Below are 21,175 nucleotides of genomic sequence, written 5' to 3'. Positions count from 1 at the left end.
ATGAAGGCGGCCCTTTGCAAGACCCTCGACGGTCCCGAGGCCGTAGTGGTCGAGGAGATTGCGGATCCGGTGGCCGGGCCGGGCGAAGTTGTCGTGCGCGTGCAGGCGGCTGCGCTCAACTTCTTCGACACGTTGATTACACGCGGCAAATACCAAACCAAGCCCGCGCTCCCGTTTTCGCCGTCGGGCGAAATTGCGGGCGTGGTGGAAAGCCTCGGCACCGGCGTCGCGGGGGTTAAGGTCGGCGATCGTGTCGCGGCTGCGGTCGGCTACGGCGGCGCCCGGGAAAAGATTGCGATTGCCGCCGAGGGCCTGATCCCGATCCCGGATGGCGTCTCGGATGCGGTGGCCTCGGCCGTCAGCGTCACCTTCGGCACCGCCATTCATGGTTTGAAGGATCGCGGCCACGTGAAGCCGGGCGAGACCGTCGCCATCCTGGGGGCCACCGGGGGTGCAGGCCAGGCTGCCGTCGAGGTCGCGAAGCTTCTTGGCGCGCGCGTCATCGCGGCCGGTTCATCCGACGAGAAGCTTGCGATCTGCAAATCGCTCGGCGCCGACGAAGTCGTGAACTACGACGCGGTCGATCTGAAGCAAGCGCTGAAGGATCTGACCGACGGGCGCGGCGTCGATGTCGTCTACGATTGCGTCGGCGGCAAGTATGCCGAGCCGGCCGTGCGGGCGCTCGCTTGGGAAGGTCGCTTCCTGGTCGTCGGCTTTGCCGCGGGAGATATCCCGAAGCTTCCGCTCAATCTCCTGCTGCTCAAGGGCGCGGATGCTGTCGGCGTGTTCTGGGGCGAAGCCGTACGCCGCAATCCGGAGCGTCATCGCACCAACATGATCGAGGTGCTGGGCTGGGTTGCGGACGGGAAACTCGACCCGCGTATTCAGGCGACCTATCCGCTGGCTGAAATCCGCGAAGCCATTGGCGTGCTCGACCGTCGCGAAGCCGCCGGCAAGATCGTGCTGACGCTAGGCGCGTAACAGCCCATCGCGTTTTCAGGGTCAGCTTGCGTCGAGCACGATGAGGTGATCGGGCAGCACGTTGGCTTCACACGATCCCGGCGGAAAATGCGTGGCAAGATGCCCGCCGACTTCGCCGATCGCTGCGATGAAGCCTTCGGTGTGTTGCTTGGCGCCGAACGCTGTGGTGAGCCGTTCGACGATCTCCTGCCAGGTTCCCTTTGGAACGCGCGCTTCGATCCCCGAGTCCGCGACGATCTCGGCGTGCCGCTCGGCGACGGAGATGAAAATCAGCACGCCGGTGCGCCCCTCGGTCGTATGCAGGTTCTGCGAAACGAACTGCTCCATCGCCCGCCGGTGCGCGCGCAGCCGCTTGATCCGCCGCGGCACCAGCCAGTAGCGGACTGGCCGCGGCAGCGTCGCTGCCAGCACGAGGCCGAACGCGGCGACTTGCGCGAGATAGATCCAGGCCGCCGGCCACCAGGTCCAGAGGATCAGCGGCCACGGCACCAGAAGCGCGACCACCGAAGCCCACAGGAACGGCGCGTAGAGATACGTGCTGCTCTCGGACGCGACCACAGCGACGATCTCGCCGGATGTCGCTTGTTCGGCGCGCGTGATGGCTTCCGCGATGCGGTGCTCTTCGGAGTCTGAAAACAGTCCCATGGCGTTGTCCTTAGAGTGCTTCCGCAAGATTACCAGCTTCCCGATCCGCCGCCGCCGCCGAAATCGCCACCGCCACCGGACCAGCCCCCGCCTCCGCCACCGGACCAACCGCCACCGCCCCAGCTGTCGGACCCGCCGCCCGGGGGAAACACCACGAGCCCACCGTTGCGCCCGCGATTTGCCCGGCGGCGCTGGTCGCGCCCGAGCGTTTGCGGCGCCTGCGCGGCGTATCGCGTTTGCACGTAGATGATGTAGATGAAAATCCCGACCCAGAACGCGATCAAAAGCAGCGCGATCCAGTCGGGGCCGTCGCCTTTATCGAGGCCGCGCGCCCGCGCCTTCACCTCCTCGGCATCGCCGAGCAGCGTATCCTTGACGTCGCGCACGCCGGCACGAATGCCCGCGCTGAAGTTGCCTTTGCGGAACTCTGGCAGGATCGCGTTCTCGATGATGATCTTGCTCATCAGGTCGGTCACGAGCGGCTCAAGCCCGCGTCCCACCTCGATGCGGACCTTGCGCTCGTTGGGTGCGACGATCAGCAGGACGCCATTGTCCTTGCCCTTCTGGCCGATGCCCCAGTGACGGCCGAGCTGATAGCCGTACTCCTCGATTTCGTAGCCTTGGAGCGAGGGCACCGTCACGACGACGAGCTGGTCGGTCGACTTCTCCTCGAGCGACTTGAGCTCGCTTTCGATGGCGCTGCGATCTTCGGGTGTGAGCAACCCTGCGTCGTCGACGATCTGCCCCGTGAGCTGCGGGAATGTCGGTGCCGCGTTGGCAGCCGCGCACGCAAGAAAAATCGCGACGGCGATCGCTGAGAAAGCCGCCGCGATTTGCGCAATCGAATGCCGGTCAGTCCTGAAGATCACTTGCTCGTGCCGAAATCGACCTTAGGTGCTTTCTGCTCTTCCGCCGGGATATCGAACGTCGCCATCACGGCGGCCGACGGATAGAGGAACGACTTCCACAGGCGGCCCGGGAACGTCGTGATCTCCGTATTGTACTGTCGCACGGCCTGGATGTAGTCGCGCCGCGCGATCGAGATACGGTTCTCGGTGCCTTCGATCTGGCTCTGCAAAGCCAGGAAGTTCTGGCCGGACTTGATATCCGGATAGCGCTCGACGACCGCGAGCAGCTGGCGCAGCGCACCGCCGAGCGTGTTCTGAGCGTCCTGGAATTGCTTCATCGCGTCCGGATTGGTCAGGATGTCCGCCGGCACCTGAACGCTGACCGCCTTGGCGCGCGCCTCGGTGACGTCCGTCAGCACCTTGCGCTCCTGCTCGGCGAAACCTTTCACGCTTTCGACGAGGTTCGGAATGAGATCGCTGCGCCGCTTGTACTGGTTCAACACCTCGGACCAGGCGGCCTTCGCGCTCTGCTCGTAGGTGGGGATGTTGTTGACGCCGCAGCCGCCGAGCGACAGCGCTGCGAGGGCGAGTGCCAGCAAATGAAGCGGCCGGATGGCGCGGGAGGCAAGGGCGGGGGTCATGGCAGGGAACCTCGTAGGGGGTGAACGTACAGGATCACGACGAGGGTTTAGCACTTTGCGCGTCGGCAGGAAATCGACTGCTGTGAAACGATCGCTTCAAACTGATTAAAACTGCTGAGGTTTGAGGATGTTGAACTTAACCAACCGCGGGCTTCCCAAAACCGGAGCGAGCCGGCAAGCGCTAGAATAGGCGCACCTGCCCTGGAGCCCTTCCCGATGTCCACCTGCCGTCTCGCGGCCCTCGCCGCCGTTCTTTCCATGACATCCATGGCTGCGCCCGCTTGGGCCTGTCGTGGCGGTGAATGCTACGACAAGGTGCGGCTGCCGGATGTTTATGAAACGGTCGACCGGCAGGTGGTCGTGCGCCCCGGCTATCGCGAGGTTGTCGAGACCGAGCCCACCGTCGTTGTCCGGCCGGAACGGGTGCTGATCGAGCCGCGCCGCGTCGGCTACGAGATGACACCGCCGGTCACGCGCACCGTGTTTCAGGAAATCGTCGTGCGTCCCGCTGGATATCGCTGGGAAACGACCTATGGCCCGTACGGCGAGCGCCGTTGCAAGGTTCCGGTTCCCGCCGAGGTGAAGGTGGTTCCGCGCGAGGTGTTCGTTGCGCCCGGTCGGCGCGTGCGCGTCGTCACGCCACCTGTCTACGGCGTGCGCGAGCGCGTCGTTGCGGTGAAGCCTGCTCGCCGCGTTGTGATGGACTATCCGCCCGTCGTCGCGCGCGAACGGGCTCGCGTTCTGGTCCGCCGCGGCGGCACGGCCTGGGTCCGCACCGGCACATATGCCGGATATGGCTGGTAGCAGCGTCATTCACGTTGGCACCAGCGATCTCCGCTTGACGGCTGCGCCCCGCGTTTGGGATCACAGCGTGTGCTGTCGCGCTGGCCTTGCCCGGGGGTGCGACAGAGAAAAACCGCGCAGCTTCGCGAGACCGCCACATTCCCGACGCACATGGGTCAGGGGAATGTCGACGACCACTTGAGGCAGGGGAGGCCTCACATCGTCATGCGCAATACGATCGCTGTGATGAACACGAAGGGTGGCGTGGGCAAGTCCACGCTCGTGTTGGCATTGGCCGAAACCTTGTCGGCCTATCACGGCAAGAACGTGCTGGTGATCGACAGCGACTCCCAGGCTTCCGTCTCAAGCATGCTGATGACGATTCCCAATCTGCATCGTCTGCAGCAGAACGGGCTGACGATGGTCGACTTTCTGGTCGCGCGCGTGCTGCAGGATCAGCCGGCCGATTGGCTTCGTTTCATTGTCCGCAACGTTTCGGACGTCGATGACGCGAGAAGCGTGTTTCTGATCCCGAGCGATATGCAGCTCACGCTGTTCGAGCGCGAGGTGTCGAAGGAAAGCCTGCATGCCCGCCTGCGGGCGGTGATCGGCGCGTTGCTCAACGAAGCGCGCAAGGTGTTCGACATCATTTTCATCGATTGCCCGCCCGGCTTGTCCGTTCTGACGGAAAGCTGGCTGCGCGAGGCCGACTATCACATCTCGCCGACGAAAGCAGACTATGTCTCGGTGTGCGGGCTCGAAGTGTTTCGCCGCTTCAAGACGCTCAATCCGGAGATGGGCTTCGCCGAGAACATGGGCGTTCTGATCAACATGAAGGATCTGAATTCGCCGACCGAGGAAGACTACCACAACTGGCTTCTGACCAATCCGGACAACCGTTGTTTCAACCAGGTGGTACCGCGCGCCGTGGCGCTGCAGGAGGCCGCGCGCTTCCATGCGCCCGATCGCTCATACTTTGCGAAGTACCCGGGCGAGACCGGAAAGTCGCTGCGTCAGCTCTGCGAGGAGCTGCTGACCCGCATGGGGCTGCCGAGCGGAACCACCTCGCAGCCGTCGAAGCCGCCGGCGATCCCCCAGCCGGGCACGCCGGACGGACCGATCTCGGCCCCCGTCGGCTGACGCGTCAGGTTGCGTCGCCGACCTCAAGCCAGGCAGGCTTTTTAGTTCTGAGATTTTTGAAGAATTGGAGCGGGCGATGAGATTCGAACTCACGACCCTCACGTTGGCAACGTGATGCTCTACCCCTGAGCTACGCCCGCGTCCGGAAATAGGGTAATGCGCGCCGCGAAGCGACGCGCCCGGTCTTATTGCCCAACCGCAGCGCCTTTGCAAGCGTCTTCCGTCGATTGGCCTCCGAGGGCCTATTTTGGGCAGATGGGACGCGGGGACTTGCCCCATTCGCGGTGTTCCGCATTGCGCCGAAGGCCCGATTGCGGTTGAGTTCGCTCCGAACAGGGACGAAGCAGGCTCGCAACTTGCGAGGGTGCTTACCATATTTGGACTGGCGGCGCCGAGCGGGCGAATCGAGCGGCTGACACGGGATTGCGAGGAGCGAAGGAATGGATTTGGGAGCACTGAAGCCCGGAAACGCCGCAGCGGCAGGCGACATCATCAAGGATGGCACGTCCGCGAGCTTCAGCAAGGACGTCATCGAGGCGTCCCGGCAGGCCCTCGTGCTGGTCGATTTCTGGGCGGCCTGGTGCGGCCCCTGCAAGCAGCTCACGCCGATCATCGAGAAGGTGGTGAAGAGCTACAACGGCAAGGTCCGGCTCGTCAAAATCAACACCGACGAGCATCCGGCGATTGCCGGTCAGCTTCGCATCCAGTCGTTGCCGACTGTCTATGCCTTCCGTGACGGCCGCCCGCTCGACGGCTTCATGGGTGCGCAGCCCGAAAGTGCCGTGCGCCAGTTCATCGAGCGTTTGCTCGGCGCCGACGAGGAAGCCGATCTCGCCGCCGTCATCGAGGCCGCGGAAGCCGCCCTCGAGGCCGGCGATCTGCAGGGAGCCGCCGAAGCCTTCGCCGCGATCCTGCAAGCCGACCCGGAGAACGTTCAAGCCATCGCTGGTCTCGCTCGCTGCTACTTGAAGAGCGGCGATGTGGAACGGGCCGAGCAGACGCTGGGCCTCGTGCCACCCGACAAGCTGTCGAGTGCGCCGGTGCAAAGCGCGCGGGCCGCGCTCGATCTGGCAAAGCTTGCGGACAAGTCCGACAACAGCGCCGAGCTCGAGCAGCGCCTTGCGGCCGACCCGGCCGACCACCAGACGCGGTTCGATCTTGCCGTCGCGCTCGCCGCGCGTGGCAAGAAGGAGGAGGCGCTCGATCATCTTTTGGAACTCGTGCGTCGCGATCGCAATTGGAACGAGGAGGCCGCCCGCAAGCAGCTCGTCCAGCTGTTCGATGCCTGGGGCCCGAAAGACGAGAGCACGTTGGATGGCCGCCGCCGTCTTTCGTCGATCCTGTTCCGCTGAACCAAGCTTGAATCATCGGTTTCATCGAAGGTGAGGAGCCTTTCGTGGCATTTGCCGACAAATACCGTCGCCCTGCGGACTTGCCGTCGCGCCTTCCGCTGTTTCCGTTGCGCGGAGCCATCTTGCTGCCCGGATCGACGCTGCCACTCAGCATTTTCGAGCCGCGCTATCTCGAAATGATCGAGGACGTGATGAGCGGCCCGCGCATGCTCGGCATGGTGCAACCGGCGGGATCGTCGTCGGAGGAAAGCCCGGCCGGCAAAAACATCGAGCTGCGCCGCGTCGGCGGAGCGGGCCGCGTGACGAGCTACCAGGAGCTGGACGACGGACGCCTCGCGATCGCGGTCACCGGCGTGACGCGGTTCGAGATCGTGGGCGAAGCCGAAACCGGAAAAGCCTACCGCGCCGCGACCGTGAGCTACGATCGCTTTGCCGGAGATCTGACCCGCGGTCTCGGCGAGGAGCAGATCGATCGCGCAGGCCTGCTCGAAACGCTCCGCACCTATCTCTCCGATCACAATCTCAAGACCGATTGGTCGGTGGTCGAGCGCGCACCGAGCGAATTTCTGATCAACGCGCTGTGCGTGATGTCTCCCTATGGACCGGAAGAAAAGCAGGCGCTGCTCGAAGCACGCGATCTCAAGACGCGCGCCGAGGTGCTGGTTGCGTTGGCCGAGATGGACCGGGCCATGCGCGGCGGCTCCGGCGGCACGATCCAGTAGAGGCCTCCATGACCGAAGACACCCCCCGCCAGACGACGAGCGAAGAGCCTGATCCGAAGCTGCTCGAGCTGCTGGTTTGCCCGGTCACCAAAGGGCCCCTCACCTACGATCGCGCGGCCCGCGAGCTGATCAGCGCCAAGGCCAATCTGGCCTTCCCGATCCGCCACGGCGTGCCGCTGATGACGGTCGAAGCGGCGAGATCGCTGGATGAGCCGGCGGCCCCAAGTACCGCTACGTCCGGCACGACTCCGCCCGGTTGACCGGCGAAACCGTCGCAAAATTGTCTCCGATTCGTGATTGAGTGCCCTCCGTCGGCAACCCCGGCGGCTCTTTGTTCTTGGACGGAATTCCCATGACCACCGCACGACAGGCAAGAATGCGGACGATTACGAAGCGCATTGCCGGACGTTGGCAGGACAACCCACTTCTCACGGCCGCGCCCCGCGGTCTTCTGGCGCTCAGGGCTCTCAACGAAAAGGCGCGCTCGTCGGCGCTGCCGTTCGTTCGCAAGACGCCCATCAAGGTTTACGGCCGCATCGGAAACCTGGTCGTTCGCCTTGCGCAGGGCCGTAAGGATATTCTGCGCGCCCAGCGGCTGCGCTTCGAGGTGTTCTACGAGGAAATGTCGGCAACGCCGACCGGGATCGCAGGAATGCGCCGCCTCGATCAGGACCCTTACGATGCCATCTGCGATCACCTCCTTGTCGAAGATCGCAGCACCGACACCGCCTTTAGCGACGGTTGGACCCGCAGCCGCAAGCCGCATGTGGTCGGAACCTACCGCGTGCTCCGCCAGGAGGTCGCGCAACGCTCGCTCGGCTTCTACACGGCAAGCGAATACGACATCGCGCCGCTGATCGCCGCGCGCTCGCCGCGCTACCGCTTCATGGAGCTTGGCCGCTCGTGCGTGCTGCAGCCCTACCGCAACAAGCGCTCCGTGGAGCTGCTCTGGCACGGGCTCTGGACCTACATCCGCGAGCATAAGGTCGACGTGATGATCGGCTGTGCAAGCTTCGAGGGCACCGACCCCGAGGCCCATGCGATGGCGCTGAGCTTCCTGCATCACCATGCCCTCGCCCCGCCCGAGTGGCGCTGCCGCGCCCACGACCGGCTCTATGTGCCGATGGACCGCATCCCGCGCGAGAAGATCGACACCAAGCAGGCGTTGAAGGCCCTGCCCCCGCTGATCAAGGGATATTTGCGCCTCGGCGCCTTCGTCGGCGACGGCGCGGTCATCGATCGCCAGTTCGGCACGACCGACGTTCTGATCGTGCTGCCGGTCGAGAACATCGACCCGCGCTATTTCGACCACTTCGGTGCCCCGGACGAGCTGAAAAGCCGCATCGCCGCTGAAGTTTAAGGCACTTTAGGCGGGCCAACGTCGCTTCGGGCGGGAAAGTCCCGCCCCGAGCGCCGGTCAGGCGGACACGCTTCCCCATTAAATTCCCGAGCCCGCCCCGTGTGGGGTTTCCAATCCTGTCGTCAACCGGCTATCCGTTTGGCCGGACAATGACGTTTTAGGATTGGCGACGTCGGAATGGCGGGGCAAAGGCGACATCGGCGGGAAGAGGTGATTTCCGGGGAGGAAGCTGCGGCCGACCTTCCGGACAGCGCTCCGGCGCCAGCGGCCGATGAGCTGCAGCCCGCGCAGGCGGAGCCGGCTTCGGTCCAGGCGTTCGCGCCGGGTGAAGCCACCCCCTCGATGGCGCAATTCTTGGAGATCAAGGCCGCCAACCCGGACAGCATCCTCTGGTACCGGATGGGCGACTTCTACGAGCTGTTCTTCGACGACGCGGTCGTGGCATCCCAGGCCCTCGGCATCGTCCTGACCAAGCGCGGCAAGCACCTCGGCCAGGACATCCCGATGTGCGGGGTCCCGATCCACCGCGCCGACGAGTATCTGCAGCGCCTGATCCGTCGCGGCTTCCGCGTAGCCGTCTGCGAGCAGCTGGAAGATCCGGCGGAAGCCAAGAAGCGCGGCTCGAAGTCCGTCGTCCGTCGCGACGTCGTGCGGCTCGTCACACCGGGAACGCTGACCGAAGAGACGCTTCTCGATGCCCGCTCACGCAACTATCTGACCGCCCTGTTCCGCGCGCCCGGTCCTGCGGAAGGCCCGCTCCTCGGAACCGAGGCCACCGTCGCGATCGCCTCTCTCGATATTTCGACCGGCGAGTTCGAGGTCGGCGAGACCAATGGCCGCGATCTTCCGGGCGAGCTGGTTCGGCTGGCACCGGGTGAGGTCTTAGCGGGTGATGCGCTGCTGGCCGAAGCGGATTTGAAGGCGTGGATTGGCCGTGCGGGAGCGGCCGCGACGCCGGTCCCGGCGGCATCCTTCGACAGCCTGTCCGGAGAGCGGGAGCTGAAAGCCCGCCTCGGCGTTGCCGATCTCGGCGCGTTCGGCGGCTTTTCGCGCCCCGAGCTGGCCGCCATCGGCGCGTTGCTGCGCTATGTGGATCTGACCCAGATCGGCAAGAAGCCAGTCGTGCGTGCGCCGCGGCGCATGGGGGCCGGCGCCACGCTCATCATCGATGCGGCGAGCCGCTCGAGCCTCGAGCTCGTACGCTCCACGTCGGGCGAGAAGGCCGGCAGCCTTCTCGATGCCATCGATTGCACGGTGACGGGAGCGGGCGCCCGCGAACTCGCCGCACGCCTCGCAGCCCCGCTATCGGATGCGCGCGCCATCGAAGCCCGTCTCGATGCGGTTGCCTTTTTTGTCGAGGATGAGCGCCTGCGCGAAATGCTGCGGGCCGCATTGAAGGGCGCACCGGATCTCGCGCGCGCCGTCTCGCGCCTCGCATTCGGGCGCGGCGGTCCACGCGATCTTGTCGGCATTGCCCAGGGTCTGGAGGCAGCACACGCGGCGGCAACGCTCCTCGGCGCCAAAGCCCGCGCGGTGGGTTTCCCGGACGACATCGCGCGGCTGTTGCAGCGGATCGACGGAAAAGGCGCGGACTTGCTGGCGCTGCTGTCGGCCGCGCTCGTCGATGAGCCACCCCATCTCAAACGCGACGGCGGGTTTGTGCGCGCTGGGTTCCGCGCGAGTCTCGACGAAGCCCAGAAGCTGCGCGACGACAGCCGCCGCGTGATGGCGGAGCTGGAAGCGCGTTACATCGAGCTGTCCGGCGTCAAGACGCTGAAGATTCGCCACAACAACATCCTCGGCTATTTCATCGAGGTGACGCAGGCCAACGCCAAGCCGCTGACCGAGCTGCCGCTGTCCGACACGTTCCGTCACCGCCAGACTATGGCCAACGCCGTTCGTTTCACGACGCTTGAGCTTTCGGACATCGAAGGCCGTATCGCGTCCGCGGCCGATCGCGCGCTCGCGATCGAGCAAGAGATCTTCAGTGAGCTGGCCTCCGCCGTCGCGAGCGAAGAGCGCACCCTGACCGATATCGCGGCGGCCCTCGCCGAGCTGGATCATACGACCGCGCTCGCGCACCTCGCCCACAACGAGCGCTACGTTCGCCCGCGCATTGATGACGGCCCTGCGTTCGAAATCCAGGGCGGTCGCCATCCCGTCGTCGAACAGGCGTTGAAGAACGCGCGGGGCGGGCCGTTCGTCGCCAACGATTGCTGCCTCGGCCGCTCGGAGGGCGAAGCCGGCCAGGGCACCGATGACGTGCCCGATGCCCGCATCTGGCTCGTCACCGGGCCGAACATGGCCGGCAAGTCCACCTTCCTGCGCCAGAACGCGCTGATCGCGATCCTCGCCCAGATGGGATCGTTTGTTCCCGCGGCCGAGGCGCACATCGGCATCGTCGATCGCGTCTTCAGCCGCGTCGGTGCCGCCGACGATCTCGCGCGCGGTCGCTCTACGTTCATGGTCGAGATGGTCGAGACGGCCGCGATCCTCAATCAAGCCACCGCGCGCTCGCTGATCATCCTCGACGAGATCGGGCGCGGCACCGCCACCTTCGACGGCCTCTCGATCGCGTGGGCCGCGGTTGAATTTCTTCATGAGCAGACCCGCGCCCGCGTGCTGTTCGCGACGCACTATCATGAGCTGACCGCCCTTGCCGGGCGCCTCGCCGCCGTCGCCAACGTGACGATGGACGTCAAGGAATGGCAGGACGACATCGTCTTTCTGCATCGCGTGAAGGCGGGTGCAGCCGATCGCTCCTACGGCATTCAGGTCGCCAAGCTCGCCGGCCTGCCCGCGCCCGTCATTGCGCGCGCCCGCGAGGTTCTGGCTCTGCTTGAAAAGTCCGACCGCCGCCGAGGCCAGAGCGGCCCCTTGGACGATCTACCCCTCTTTGCCGCCGCGCGGCCCGCCAGCGAACCGCAACGTGCTGGGAACGCCGCGCTCAATGCGGCGTTGGACGCCCTCAATCCCGACGAGTTGTCGCCGAAAGCAGCGCTCGATGCGCTATACCGCCTCAAACAAATACGGGCAGACGAGCCACAGAAATGAGTTCACACAGTTTACCGCCTGCCCCCTATTTCGATACGCAGGAGCTGCGGCACACGCTGACCGCGCTCTTCAATACGCACGGCAGCGCCGCCGAGGCACGCCCCGCGATCCTCGATCGCCTCAAGCTGCTGGTGAAAGCAGCCCGCGGCACCGCGCGCCTTCAGCTCGAATCCGATGGCAACGGACGCCGTTGCGCGCTGGGCCTCGCCCGCTTCCAGGACGAGCTGGTCCGGCTGATCTACGATTACACCGCTGCGCACGTGTATCGCGCCACCAATCCCTCCGACGCTGAGCGCATGGCCATCGTCGCGACGGGAGGCTACGGCCGCGAGCTGCTGGCGCCGGGCTCCGACATCGATCTTCTGTTCCTGCTGCCTTACAAGCAGACGCCATGGGGCGAGAGCGTTGCCGAATACATGCTCTATCTGCTGTGGGATCTCGGCTTCAAGGTCGGCCACGCGACGCGCACCGTTGATCAGTGCATCAAGCTCGCCAACTCCGACACGACGATCCGCACGTCGCTGCTCGACATGTGGCTGATCCAGGGCGACGAGAAGCTGTTCGGCGAGCTCGAGCGGCGCTTCCGCACCGACGTGATCAAGGGATCGGAGCGCGCTTTCATCGAGGCCAAGCTCGCCGAACGCTCGGAGCGCCATCGCCGCGCCGGCGAAAGCCGCTACAAGGTCGAGCCCAATATCAAGGACGGCAAGGGCGGCCTGCGCGATCTCCATACGCTGCATTGGCTTTCGAAGTATCTGCTCGGCCACGATGTCGGCAGGGAGAGTGTCGAGAAGGGCATCTTCACCGCACGCGAGGTTGCGACCTTCCGCAAGTGCGAAGACTTCCTATGGACGGTGCGCTGCTACCTGCATTTCTACACCGGCCGCGCCGAGGAGCTTCTGAGCTTCGAGATCCAGCCCATGCTGGCCGATCGTCTCGGCTACAAGGACAAAAGCGGACTGCGCGCTGTCGAGCGCTTCATGAAGCACTACTTCCTGGTCGCGAAGGAAGTTGGTGATCTCACCACCATTCTCTGCGCCGCCCTCGAGATGCAGCAGCTGAAGAGCACGCCGGTTTTCGATGCGCTCCGCAATCCTCTGACCTGGAAGCTCCGCCGCCAGGTGCGCGAAAAAACCGATTTCCGCATCGACAACGGCCGCATGAACATTGCCGATGCCGAGGTCTTCCGGCGCGATCCGGTGAACCTCATCCGCTATTTCGCGCAGGCCGAGAACACCAGCACGTTCTTGCACCCCAACGCCATTCGCGAGCTGCGCCGTTCCTATCCGCTGATCGACGACAAACTACGCAACGACCCCGAAGCCAACCGCATCTTCCTGAAGCTGTTGACCGGCCATGCCAGCCCCGAAGCGACGCTGAGGCGCATGAACGAAGCGGGCGTCCTCGGCCGCTTCATTCCGGAGTTCGGCCGCGTCGTCGCGATGATGCAGTTCAATATGTATCATCACTACACTGTCGACGAGCATCTGCTGCGCACCGTCGGCATGCTGACCGACATCGAGCGCGGCGGCGCGGCGGGCGAGCTTCCGCTTTCGACCGAGCTGATCAAGACCATCCAGAACCGCCTCGTTCTGTTCGTCGCCTGCTTCCTGCACGACATCGGCAAAGGACGCGTCGAGGATCACTCGATCGTCGGCGCCCGCATCGCGCGCAAGCTGTGTCCACGCCTCGGGCTCACTGCCGCCGAGACAGACACGGTGGTGTGGCTGATCGAGCAGCACCTGACGATGAGCAACGTCGCGCAGAGCCGCGACATCTCCGATCCGAAAACAGTCCGCGATTTTGCCGACATCGTGCAGAGCCCGGAACGCTTGAAGCTGCTTCTTTTGCTATCGGTGGCGGATATCCGCGCCGTTGGCCCTGGCGTCTGGAACGGCTGGAAAGGCCAGCTGTTGCGCAATCTCTATTACGAAACCGAGCCGTTGCTTTCGGGCGGCCATACCCAGATCCCGCGCAGCACGATGGTTGCGGAAGCCCAGGCCGAGCTGCGCACCGCGTTGAACGATTGGCCGTCCGAGGAGGTCGATCACTTCATCAACCGCCACTATCCGGACTATTGGCTTCGTACCGAGCCCACCCGGCGCGTTTATCATGCGCGCCTGTTGCGCGAGGCCGAGCGGGAGGGCAAGACGTTTGCCGCCGGCCAACAGACGGATGCCTTCCGCGCCGTCACCGAGCTGACGGTGTTCGCGCCGAACCATCCGCGTTTGCTGTCTCTTCTCGCGGGCGCTTGCGCGGCAAACGGCGCCAACATCGTCGGCGCACACGTGACGACCACGCGCGACGGCTATGCGCTCGACACGTTCCTCTTGGCTCGCGAGCTTGGCGAGGACGAGGATGAGCTGCGCCGCGCAAAGCGCATCGAGGAAACCATCGAGCGCTTGCTGCGTGGCGACACCTGGGTGCGCCAGTTGCTGGAGAAGCGCCGCCCCACGCCTGCGCGCGTCGAGGCGTTCAAGGTGCCGCCGGAGGTCTACATCAACAACACGTTGTCCGATGCCTACACGGTGATCGAAGTGACGGGCCGCGACCGCACCGGCCTTTTGCACGAACTGACGAACGCTTTGTCAGATCTCTATCTCGACATCACGTCGGCCCACATCACGACCTTCGGCGAGAAGGCCGTCGACGTGTTCTATGTGACCGATCTCACGTCGAAGAAGATCGAAAGCGAAACCCGCCAGCAGACCATCAAGGACCGCCTGATCCAGATCCTCGAAGGGCCTGCGACAACGCAGTAGGAATGCACCATAGGCTTGCCGCCCGATATGGCAAATCACAGTGATCAATTCTGCTTATGCTGCGGCAAGGCCCACTTCTTGTAAGGCCGCCCCGCAGATGTGGTCTATGTGTGGCGTTGGAATAAAGAACAGCCTATCTCGCCCCCCTCTGACTACAATGCCCAGAAACCGGATAACCCGTTCACGGGCACTCAGGCCAAATACTGGCGCACCGCTAAAGCCGTCGTAGTCGCCACCACATCTCGGAACCATCACCAGCCCGGGAGAAATACTCAACATTGGCAACTGCTCCGGAGCCAACCTCAAGGAATCCGCCCATACCAAGACTTGAGACAGTGCAACACCTTCACACTTGTACTCTCCAGAAAGCTCCGTCAGCTTGGAAGGGTAGCCTACTGTGAAGAATTTCTCACACACATCTCGCTGTGTAGAAGCGCCCTGATCTTGGAACCACAACGGTGTGTCATGCCCATATTCAGGAGGCAGAAGCGGCATTTCGAGGACGCAAAGATCGTCCTCTTCGCGCGTACCGCCGCATTTGAGGAAACGACACGCTGCAAACAATCGAGATCTATTCGACGATAGATGAATGCAGAGGTGATGGGGACTTTGAACGTCTCGTATCTGATGTCGAGTGAAGACGCAGAAGCGTCTTCCCGATGTTTGATAAAGAAAAGCAGTTCCTAGATTTCGTGTGGGCCAGTTCTCATCACTCGTAACTGAGTGCAAAGATACGACGCTCCTCCGCGTTTCAACGATTGCCTGATTGGCTGGAAGCCAAATTCCATTGATCGACGCGAATCGTGAACCAAGAATTTCCTGCATTGCAGTCAGCCTCATTCCAAGGGGGAAATGATAGCTGAGTCGTCGATTAATGCGCGGCTTCCCAGTTCGCCGCCGCTTTCGCGTCCACCTGGATCGGCACGCTGAAATGCACGGCCGGTGCGGCGGCGCCTTCCATCACGCGCTTCGCAACCTGGATCAGCTTGTCCGCTTCCCGCTCCGAAACTTCGAACACCAGTTCGTCATGCACCTGCAGCAGCATGCGCGCGGTTTCGAGCTTGGCGTCCGCGAGCGCTGGTCCCATCCGCACCATTGCGCGCCGGATCACGTCGGCCGCACTGCCCTGGATCGGCGCGTTGATCGCGGCGCGCTCGAGGAAGCCGCGCATCGACGGGTTCTTGGTGTTCACTTCCGGATAGTGAATGCGCCGCCCGAAGATCGTCTCGACGAAGCCGGTTTCGTGCACGCGCTTCTTGGTGGCGTCCATGTAATCGCGGATGCCGGGGAAGCGCTCGAAATACGTTTTGATGTAGAGCCCGGCTTCCTCGCGTGAGATGCCAAGCTGGTTGGCGAGCCCGAACGCCGAGATCCCATAGATGATGCCGAAGTTGATTGCCTTCGCGCGCCGCCGCACTTCTGCGGGCATGTCCTTCACCGGCACGCCGAACATCTCGGACGCCGTCATCGCGTGAATGTCGAGCCCCTCCGCGAACGCGCGCTTCAACTGCGGAATGTCCGCGATGTGCGCGAGCACGCGCAGCTCGATCTGCGAGTAATCCGCCGAGACCAGCGTGTTGCCCTTGTCCGCGATGAACGCGGTGCGGATCTCGCGCCCTTCCTTGGTGCGGACGGGAATGTTCTGCAGGTTCGGATCGGACGAGGCGAGCCGGCCCGTCGTCGTCGAGGCCATCGCGTAGCTCGTGTGAATGCGCCCCGTCTCGCCGTGGATAAACACCGGCAGCGCGTCTGTATAGGTCGAGCGCAGCTTCGAGAGCTGGCGCCATTCGAGCATCTTGTTGATGAGCCCGCGCGCGTCTTCCGGCACATCTTCGTTGGCAGCCAGGTCGTCGAGCAGTCCGGCCCGCGTTTCCCACTGCCCGCTTTTTGTTCGCTTGCCGCCCGGGAGTTGCAGCCGGTCGAACAGGAGTTCGCCGAGCTGTTTGGGCGAGCCGAGATTGAACTTGTGCCCGACGAGCCCGTTGATTTCCTCCTCGAGCCGCGCGAGTGACTGCGCGAACGTGGACGAGAGCCGCGACAGCACGCTGCGGTCCACCAGAATGCCCGCGTGCTCCATGCCCGCGATCACCGGGACCAGCGGACGCTCCAGTGTTTCATACACGGTCGCAAGACGCTCAGCCGCAAGCCGGGGCTTGAGCTTGTGCCAAAGCCGCAGCGTCACGTCGGCATCTTCCGCCGCGTATTCGGCCGCCTTCTCGATCGGAACCTGCGCGAAGTTCTTCTCGCCCTTCTTGCCGGGCGCCAGCTCCAGCACCTTGTCGAACGAGATGCAGGTATGGCCGAGATGGCGTTGCGCGAGATCGTCCATGCCATGCCCGCCGCGTCCGGCGTCGAGTACGTAGGAAATCAGCAGCGTGTCGTCGATGGCCGTAACGTCGATGCCGTAGCGGCGCATCACGCGGCAGTCGAACTTGATGTTCTGCCCGATCTTGAGCACGCCGGCATCTTCGAGCAGCGGCTTCATCAGCGCGAGGGAGTCGCGGAGCGGGGCCTGCGTGACGCCATCGCCGTCGCCGAAATCGAAGCCGCCCGCCGCGGCCCGATGGCCGACGGGCACATAGCACGCCTTGCCCGGCGCAACGGCGAGCGAGAACCCGACCAGATCGCATGTCATGCAATCGAGTGACGTGGTCTCGGTGTCGAATGCGAAGCGTCCAGCTTCGCGCGCGGCGGCGATCCACCATGCGAGCCGGTCGAGCGTGACGACGGTTTCATAAGCGGCGCGATCGAAAGGTTCCTTGGCGATCTTGGCCGAACGGATCGCGGCACCCGCCGCCGGTGTGCCGGGACCGTGCGCGTCTCTCGTCCCTTCACTCGCTCCTTGTGAGGAGGAGCCGGCGAAGCTTGGCGGCGTCCGCACGCCACCCGTATCAGCTGAGTTCGCCGGGCTGGCTGAGGTCGAAGGCGCGTCAACGCCGAGCTTGTCGCTGATCCGCTTGGTCAGCGTTGAAAACTCCATGTGCCGCAGGAAGCCGAGCAACGTGTCGGCCTTCGGATCCTGCACGCCGGTCTGGTCGACGGGTACCGTCACCGGAACATCGTCCTTGAGCCGCACCAGCTCGCGCGAGATGCGCGCCTGCTCGGCGAATTCGATCAGCTTTTCGCGCCGCTTCGGCTGCTTGATCGCACCGGCCCCCGCGAGCAGCGAGTCGAGATCGCCGTACTCGGTGATCAGCTCCGCCGCAGTCTTGACGCCGATGCCCGGAACGCCCGGCACGTTGTCGGTGGAATCGCCGGCGAGCGCCTGCACATCGACAACTTTCTCCGGTGCCACGCCGAACTTTTCGAACACCTCGTCGCGGCCGATCTTCTTGTTCTTCATGCCGTCCCACATGACGACACCGGGACGTACCAGCTGCATCAAATCCTTGTCGGACGAGACGATGGTCACATCGCCGCCGGCTTCGACCACTTGTTTCGCGTAGGTGGCGATCAGGTCGTCGGCCTCGAATCCGAGCTGCTCGATGCAGGCCACGTTGAAGGCGCGCACGGCGTCCCGGATCAGCGGGAACTGCGGCACCAGCTCCTCCGGCGCGGGCGGGCGATGAGCCTTGTAGTCCTTGTAGATTTCGTTGCGGAAGGTCTTCTCCGAGGCATCGAAGATGACCGCGAGGTGCGTCGGTGCATCGGCCGCCTTGGTCTCGACCAGCAGCTTCCAGAGCATGGCTGCGAAGCCGTGCACGGCGCCAACCGGCAGCCCGTCCGAGGGGCGAGTCAGGGGCGGAAGCGCGTGAAACGCCCGGAAAATGTAGCCGGAGCCGTCCACGAGATAGACGTGGCTGCCCTTGACGATCGGAACCGGGTCGCCGTCAGGGACGGAACACTGGGCGGTGCGCGGGGATTTGGAGGAATTTTCGCTCATGGGCCGGCAATATAGGGGGATGAAGCAGCGTGGTCAGCCCCTGCTTGCGGCCGTACCCCGTCAATTCATGACGGACGGCCGAGAAGGCCGTTTGCCCCTGGTCGCGGAATGCGCTATCAGGTGCGTCCCGGCCCCCGCGGCGCCGGATTTTGGACTGCACCCGTAGCTCAGCTGGATAGAGTGCTGCCCTCCGAAGGCAGAGGTCACAGGTTCGAATCCTGTCGGGTGCGCCAATCGGCCCTTTGGGCCGCAGTATCATCATGAAAATTTTGTTCTGAGCGAAAGTTGAGATCAAAGTCTGCTGTTCGACCAATAGCGGCGGCGCGCGCGAAATTCGTCGTCGGTCAGCTTAGGGCCACAACCAGACCAACACATCGGCGTGCGGGTGCTTGGCCGCTGCTCCCAATTCCCACCAGCCTAACTGCCGCCCTGATGCTCGATCAGACAGGCGCTCGACGATGGATGATCGCGAGGACGCAGCATGAAAGCAGCCGTCTGCAAGGCCTACGGCGGGCCGGATGTGGTGCAACTTCTCGACGTTCCTGATCCCGTCGCGAAACCGGACGAAGTGCTCATCCGTGTCGTCGCGACCACCGTTTCTTCGGGCGATGCGCGCGTGCGCGGTGCGAGGTTCCCCTCAGGGTTCTCGCTGTTGGCACGCGTGTTCCTTGGCTTGACCGGGCCGCGCAATCAGATCCTCGGCACGGAGCTCTCAGGCGTCGTCGAGGCGGTTGGCGCCAATGTCACGCGATATCGCCCGGGCGATCAGGTGTTCGCATTCAGCGGCGCGGGGATGGGATGCCATGCGGAACTCAAGGCCATGCCCGAGGACGGCGTAATGGCGTTGGTACCAGTCGGTGTCACGTTCGAGGAGGCAGCCGCGATCTCGTTCGGCGCCACAACGGCGCTTCATTTTCTGCGCGACGTCGGCAAGGTGCAGCGGGGCGAACGCGTTCTGGTCAACGGTGCGTCCGGCGCGGTCGGCTCGGCGGCCGTGCAGTTGGCCCGGCATTTCGGGGCGCATGTCACCGGCGTTTGCTCGGCCGCCAATGCAAATCTCGCCCGCGCGCTCGGCGCGGATGCGGTGATCGACTACAAGGCGGCGGACTTTGCGAGAAGTGGCACGCGTTGGGACATCATTCTCGACACGGTCGGGAACGTGTCCTTCGTGCGCTGCCGAAATGCACTCAACAAGAATGGCCGGTTGTTGTTGGCGGTCGGCGAGCTTGGCGACCTGCTCAAGGCGCCGTTCCAATCCATGACGAGCGGATTAAAGGTGGCCGGCGGTCCTGCGCCGGAGCGGGCCGAGGATATCATCGAGCTAAAGAGACTGTGCGAGACAGGCGCTTACAAACCCGTCATCGACAGCCGCTTTGCGTTCGACCGGATCTCGGAGGCCCATGCCCGCGTCGATTCAGAACGCAAGGTCGGCAGCGTGGTCGTGACGATGCGTGACGTCCGCTGAGCGCGTGCGCAACTCGCGGAGCTCTCGAAGGTCTAAATTCAGAGATGTGCTTTTCCACATCCTGAACAATAGTCAGACCAAGGATTGTTTTGCGTGATCGCGGCCGACTCACCTACCCCTGTTGAGGGGGCCAGCGATGTCAAAAAACATTCAGATGCTCCGTGGCATAGCAGCCATGCTCGTGGTGCTGTGTCACGCGACGACGCAATGGGGCATGTGGCTTCCAGAAATAAGCCAGTATGCCTTCGCGGCCGGATTTACCGGAGTAGATCTGTTTTTCGTGATCTCGGGCTACGTCATTTCAAAGTCGGCTGTCGCAGCATCCGGGCGCAACGGTAGACTGCTCGGTGCAGCAGACTTCGGATTCAACCGTGTGGCCAGAATATTCCCCCTGTACTGGATCGTGCTCGCGGCATCGATACCGTTGGCCTTCTACATCACCGGCTCGATCTCCTGGGGAAAGCCGTTCTCTCTTTGGGAAGTCATAACGCTGTCCGGCGACAACCCGATTGTCTCGGTCGCATGGACGTTGCGGTTTGAAGTTTGGTTCTATGCTCTCATCGCAGCCCTTATCTTGATCACTCCACCGAAGTTTCTTCGCTTGGCACTCGGCAGTTTCGCGCTCACATACGGCATCATCCTCGTGTGGGCCCAACTGACAGGCTTCAACTACGGCATAATCCTGTTCCCCGTAGTACTCGACTTCCTGTTTGGGATTGTCGTTTACCTCTACTTCGATAGAGGATGGAAAGTGCCGGCGGGCGCGACCGTTGCGATTGGCGTTGCAGGGCTGCTCATCGGTACATACCTGATGATGGGCGATACATGGGCTAAGGCGGGGCTGCGCCCTTACTACCTGGGCTTCCCTGCCGCTATACTCGTCGCCGGTATGATTTCGCTTGAGCCGAAGTGGAAAGCGCCGCGGCCGCTCGTAGCGATGGGCGACGCAAGCTATTCTACGTATCTGTGGCACTGGCCGATTGTTTACGGTCTCATCATGGCCGAGATCCCAGTACCGGGATTGGCAACGGTCGCCGCAATGCTGATAGCTATGCCCGTTATAGGGTGGCTCTCGTATCGGTACATGGAACGACCGATCGCGCGATGGATCTCGACAACGCGCAGAGCAGTAAGTGTCCCGGCAGCGAAGTGGGCGCCTACTCCGGCATAGATAAAGCAACGACGATCGATACGCGGCTGTTTTCCAGCGTGGGTTTGTTTCCAGGATGCGAGCACACGAGCCGTGCGGTTTGAGAGACATCGGCTCGGATAAGAAGATGGGGCCGGAAAACGCGCGTGTGGAAGAGGAAGCGCCTCTCCGCACATTGATACTTGCAGTCTCCCTACCCCGCAAAAAGGAGACTCCCACATACGTGGCAGTTGTTCGCGCGAAGACCGGCCCCACTCCGACCACACGAGTACATTCGGGCGAGACCTTGGCAAGCGGCGGCGAAGCGCGAAAACAGAACGCCGCCTGTTGCAGGCCCGCTACGATTGCGTCGTGAAACCCATCCCTTGAGCTGCGCATCGTGCCGCGCG

15 protein-coding genes and 2 tRNA genes are annotated in these 21,175 nt (G+C 63.7%); 12 read left to right on the top strand and 5 right to left on the bottom strand.

Going from position 1 to position 21,175, the window contains the following annotated elements:
* A complete protein-coding gene (locus RCO24_RS07510) occupies positions 1 to 981 on the top strand; it encodes an NADPH:quinone oxidoreductase family protein (RefSeq protein ID WP_308961172.1) in 981 nt (326 codons plus the stop codon).
* Between the two features lie 21 nt (positions 982 to 1,002).
* On the opposite strand, the gene RCO24_RS07505 is transcribed toward RCO24_RS07510, so the two are convergent.
* From RCO24_RS07505 to RCO24_RS07495, 3 genes are read right to left on the bottom strand one after another with little or no spacing between them, the layout of a single operon-like run.
* Entirely contained in the window at positions 1,003 to 1,626 is a 624-nt protein-coding gene (locus tag RCO24_RS07505) for a TPM domain-containing protein (protein WP_308961170.1), read from the bottom strand.
* A gap of 29 nt (positions 1,627 to 1,655) precedes the next feature.
* The gene (locus RCO24_RS07500; protein WP_308961168.1) at positions 1,656 to 2,495 is read right to left on the bottom strand and encodes a TPM domain-containing protein; all 840 of its coding nucleotides are present in this window, start codon (positions 2,493 to 2,495) and stop codon (positions 1,656 to 1,658) included.
* Entirely contained in the window at positions 2,492 to 3,115 is a 624-nt protein-coding gene (locus RCO24_RS07495) for a LemA family protein (RefSeq protein ID WP_308961166.1), read from the bottom strand. Before RCO24_RS07495 ends, RCO24_RS07500 begins: the two co-directional genes overlap by 4 nt.
* 216 nt (positions 3,116 to 3,331) lie before the next feature.
* Between RCO24_RS07495 and RCO24_RS07490 the strand changes: the two genes are divergently transcribed.
* Positions 3,332 to 3,919 (top strand): hypothetical protein, encoded by a 588-nt coding sequence (locus tag RCO24_RS07490; protein WP_308961164.1) that lies wholly within the window; start codon positions 3,332 to 3,334, stop codon positions 3,917 to 3,919.
* A 204-nt stretch (positions 3,920 to 4,123) separates the two neighbouring features.
* Positions 4,124 to 5,038, top strand: a complete 915-nt coding sequence (locus RCO24_RS07485) for a ParA family protein (protein WP_308961163.1) — start codon at positions 4,124 to 4,126, stop codon at positions 5,036 to 5,038.
* A 65-nt stretch (positions 5,039 to 5,103) separates the two neighbouring features.
* On the opposite strand, the gene RCO24_RS07480 is transcribed toward RCO24_RS07485, so the two are convergent.
* A tRNA-Gly gene (locus tag RCO24_RS07480) sits at positions 5,104 to 5,178 on the bottom strand.
* A gap of 300 nt (positions 5,179 to 5,478) precedes the next feature.
* Between RCO24_RS07480 and trxA the strand changes: the two genes are divergently transcribed.
* The 6 genes from trxA (at position 5,479) to RCO24_RS07450 (ending at position 14,288) form a co-directional block, all read left to right on the top strand.
* A complete protein-coding gene (gene trxA, locus RCO24_RS07475) occupies positions 5,479 to 6,390 on the top strand; it encodes a thioredoxin (protein WP_308961162.1) in 912 nt (303 codons plus the stop codon).
* Positions 6,391 to 6,434: 44 nt separating this feature from the next.
* On the top strand, positions 6,435 to 7,112 hold the full coding sequence (locus RCO24_RS07470) for an LON peptidase substrate-binding domain-containing protein (RefSeq protein ID WP_308961160.1): 678 nt from the start codon (positions 6,435 to 6,437) through the stop codon (positions 7,110 to 7,112).
* An 8-nt stretch (positions 7,113 to 7,120) separates the two neighbouring features.
* A complete protein-coding gene (locus RCO24_RS07465; protein WP_308961158.1) occupies positions 7,121 to 7,372 on the top strand; it encodes a Trm112 family protein in 252 nt (83 codons plus the stop codon).
* Between the two features lie 116 nt (positions 7,373 to 7,488).
* Entirely contained in the window at positions 7,489 to 8,472 is a 984-nt protein-coding gene (locus tag RCO24_RS07460; protein WP_308961156.1) for a GNAT family N-acyltransferase, read from the top strand.
* A gap of 342 nt (positions 8,473 to 8,814) precedes the next feature.
* Positions 8,815 to 11,526, top strand: coding sequence for a DNA mismatch repair protein MutS (gene mutS, locus RCO24_RS07455; protein ID WP_374990948.1), 2,712 nt, complete (start codon positions 8,815 to 8,817; stop codon positions 11,524 to 11,526).
* Positions 11,523 to 14,288: a [protein-PII] uridylyltransferase gene (locus tag RCO24_RS07450; protein WP_308961152.1), complete on the top strand. Its 2,766-nt coding sequence runs from the start codon at positions 11,523 to 11,525 to the stop codon at positions 14,286 to 14,288. The genes mutS and RCO24_RS07450 overlap by 4 nt, the downstream gene beginning before the upstream one ends.
* Positions 14,289 to 15,159: 871 nt before the next feature.
* On the opposite strand, the gene polA is transcribed toward RCO24_RS07450, so the two are convergent.
* A complete protein-coding gene (gene polA / locus RCO24_RS07445; protein ID WP_308961149.1) occupies positions 15,160 to 18,171 on the bottom strand; it encodes a DNA polymerase I in 3,012 nt (1,003 codons plus the stop codon).
* A 156-nt stretch (positions 18,172 to 18,327) separates the two neighbouring features.
* Here polA and RCO24_RS07440 point away from each other — a divergent pair.
* The 3 genes from RCO24_RS07440 (at position 18,328) to RCO24_RS07430 (ending at position 20,807) form a co-directional block, all read left to right on the top strand.
* Positions 18,328 to 18,404 (top strand) — tRNA-Arg (locus RCO24_RS07440).
* 248 nt (positions 18,405 to 18,652) lie between these two features.
* A complete protein-coding gene (locus RCO24_RS07435) occupies positions 18,653 to 19,636 on the top strand; it encodes an NAD(P)-dependent alcohol dehydrogenase (protein ID WP_308961147.1) in 984 nt (327 codons plus the stop codon).
* Between the two features lie 136 nt (positions 19,637 to 19,772).
* The gene (locus RCO24_RS07430) at positions 19,773 to 20,807 is read left to right on the top strand and encodes an acyltransferase (protein WP_308961145.1); all 1,035 of its coding nucleotides are present in this window, start codon (positions 19,773 to 19,775) and stop codon (positions 20,805 to 20,807) included.
* The last annotated feature ends 368 nt before the right edge of the window (positions 20,808 to 21,175 follow it).

Source organism: Hyphomicrobium sp. LHD-15, assembly GCF_031157355.1.
In the GTDB taxonomy this organism is placed as follows: Bacteria; Pseudomonadota; Alphaproteobacteria; order Rhizobiales; family Hyphomicrobiaceae; genus Hyphomicrobium_C.
This window is presented reverse-complemented; position numbering and strand designations above follow the sequence as displayed.